Source organism: Antarctobacter sediminis (assembly GCF_019218285.1).
Classification (GTDB): domain Bacteria; phylum Pseudomonadota; class Alphaproteobacteria; order Rhodobacterales; family Rhodobacteraceae; genus Antarctobacter; species Antarctobacter sediminis.
Genome location: NZ_JAHUZG010000018.1, coordinates 1 through 1,760 on the forward strand (window position 1 = coordinate 1; position 1,760 = coordinate 1,760).

The following is a 1,760-nucleotide window of genomic DNA, read 5'->3' on the forward strand; positions in this document are numbered from 1 at the left end:
AGAGACACGCAGATGAAGGTGCTTGTACCCGTCAAGCGCGTGATCGATTACAACGTGAAGGTCCGTGTAAAAGCGGACGGATCGGGTGTCGATCTGGCGAACGTGAAGATGTCGATGAACCCGTTCGACGAGATTGCCGTCGAAGAGGCGATCCGCCTGAAGGAAGCCGGCAAGGCCACCGAAGTTGTCGCCGTGTCGATCGGCGTCAAGCAGAGCCAGGAGACGCTCCGCACGGCGCTGGCCATGGGCGCGGACCGCGCGATCCTCGTTGTGGCCGCCGATGACGTGCACACCGACATCGAACCGTTGGCCGTGGCCAAGATCCTTGCCGCCATCGTCAAGGAAGAAGAGCCGGGCCTCGTGCTGGCGGGCAAGCAGGCGATCGACAACGACCTGGGCGCCACCGGCCAGATGCTCTCGGCCCTTCTGGGCTGGAGCCAGGCCATGTATGCCAACAAGATCGACGTCGAGGGCGACCACGCGGTTGTCACCCGCGAGGTCGATGGCGGGTTGCAGACCGTCAAGGTCAAGATGCCGACCATCATCTCGACCGACCTGCGCCTGAACGAGCCGCGCTATGCCTCGCTGCCGAACATCATGAAGGCCAAGAAAAAGCCGCTGGATGAGAAGACCGCCGAGGATTACGGCGTCGATGTCACCCCGCGCCTTGAAATCGTTTCGACCGGCGAACCGGCGGCCCGCGCCGCGGGTGAAATCGTGCCCGATGTCGACACGCTGGTCGCCAAGCTGAAAGAAAAGGGGATCGTCTGATGGCCGTACTGCTGATTGCCGAGATCACCGATGGCGCGCTGTCGATGGACGCCACCGCCAAGACCGTTTCGGCGGCGAAATCGCTGGGCGACGTGACCGTTCTGGCCGCGGGCGCATCGGCCAAGGCCGCCGCCGACGAAGCCGCCACCATCGAGGGTGTCTCGAAGGTGCTGCTGGCCGAGGATGACCTTTACGGTCACCGTCTTGCGGAACCGGTTGCCGCGCTGATCGCCAGCCTCGCGGGCGATTACAGCCACATCGTGGCCCCCGCCACGACCGACGCCAAGAACATCCTGCCGCGCGTTGCCGCGCTCTTGGACGTGATGGTGCTGACCGATGTGACCGCCGTGGTCGATGCCGATACCTTCGAGCGTCCGATCTATGCCGGCAACGCGATCCAGACCGTCAAGTCCAAGGATGCCAAGAAGGTCATCACCTTCCGGACCTCGACCTTTGACGCCGCCGCCACCGGCGGGTCGGCCGCGGTCGAAACCATCGGCGCGGGCGAAAACCCCGCCCTGTCCGAATGGATCGAGGACAAGGTTGCCGAAAGCGACCGCCCCGAGCTGACCTCGGCCGGTGTCGTTGTCTCCGGTGGCCGTGGCGTCGGTTCGCAGGAGGATTTCGCCATCATCGAGAAGCTGGCCGACAAGCTGGGCGCCGCCGTTGGCGCCTCGCGCGCGGCGGTCGATTCGGGCTTTGCCCCGAACGACTGGCAGGTGGGCCAGACCGGCAAGGTCGTGGCGCCGGACCTGTATGTTGCCGTGGGCATCTCGGGCGCGATCCAGCACCTCGCCGGCATGAAGGACAGCAAGGTCATCGTCGCGATCAACAAGGACGAAGAAGCGCCGATCTTCCAGGTCGCCGACTACGGTCTGGTCGCGGACCTCTTCACCGCCGTCCCGGAACTGACCGAGAAACTCTGAGCGCACCCAAAAGCGCGAAAAAACGAAAAGGCCCGCCATTCGGCGGGCCTTTGGTGTGTTAGC

At 64.5% G+C, this 1,760-nt stretch carries 2 protein-coding genes; both read left to right on the forward strand.

The window, feature by feature from the left end; all coding sequences use genetic code 11:
* Positions 1 to 12 precede the first annotated feature (12 nt).
* Positions 13 to 771 (forward strand): electron transfer flavoprotein subunit beta/FixA family protein, encoded by a 759-nt coding sequence (locus KJP30_RS24810; protein ID WP_218452245.1) that lies wholly within the window; start codon positions 13 to 15, stop codon positions 769 to 771.
* The gene (locus KJP30_RS24815) at positions 771 to 1,697 is read left to right on the forward strand and encodes an electron transfer flavoprotein subunit alpha/FixB family protein (RefSeq protein ID WP_218452242.1); all 927 of its coding nucleotides are present in this window, start codon (positions 771 to 773) and stop codon (positions 1,695 to 1,697) included. Before KJP30_RS24810 ends, KJP30_RS24815 begins: the two co-directional genes overlap by 1 nt.
* The last annotated feature ends 63 nt before the right edge of the window (positions 1,698 to 1,760 follow it).

Excerpts from the sequence above, each read along its gene's own strand:
- KJP30_RS24815 (WP_218452242.1), top strand. The coding sequence starts at position 771 with ATGGCCGTACTGCTGATTGCCGAGATCACCGATGGCGCGCTGTCGATG.
- KJP30_RS24810 (WP_218452245.1), top strand. The coding sequence starts at position 13 with ATGAAGGTGCTTGTACCCGTCAAGCGCGTGATCGATTACAACGTGAAG.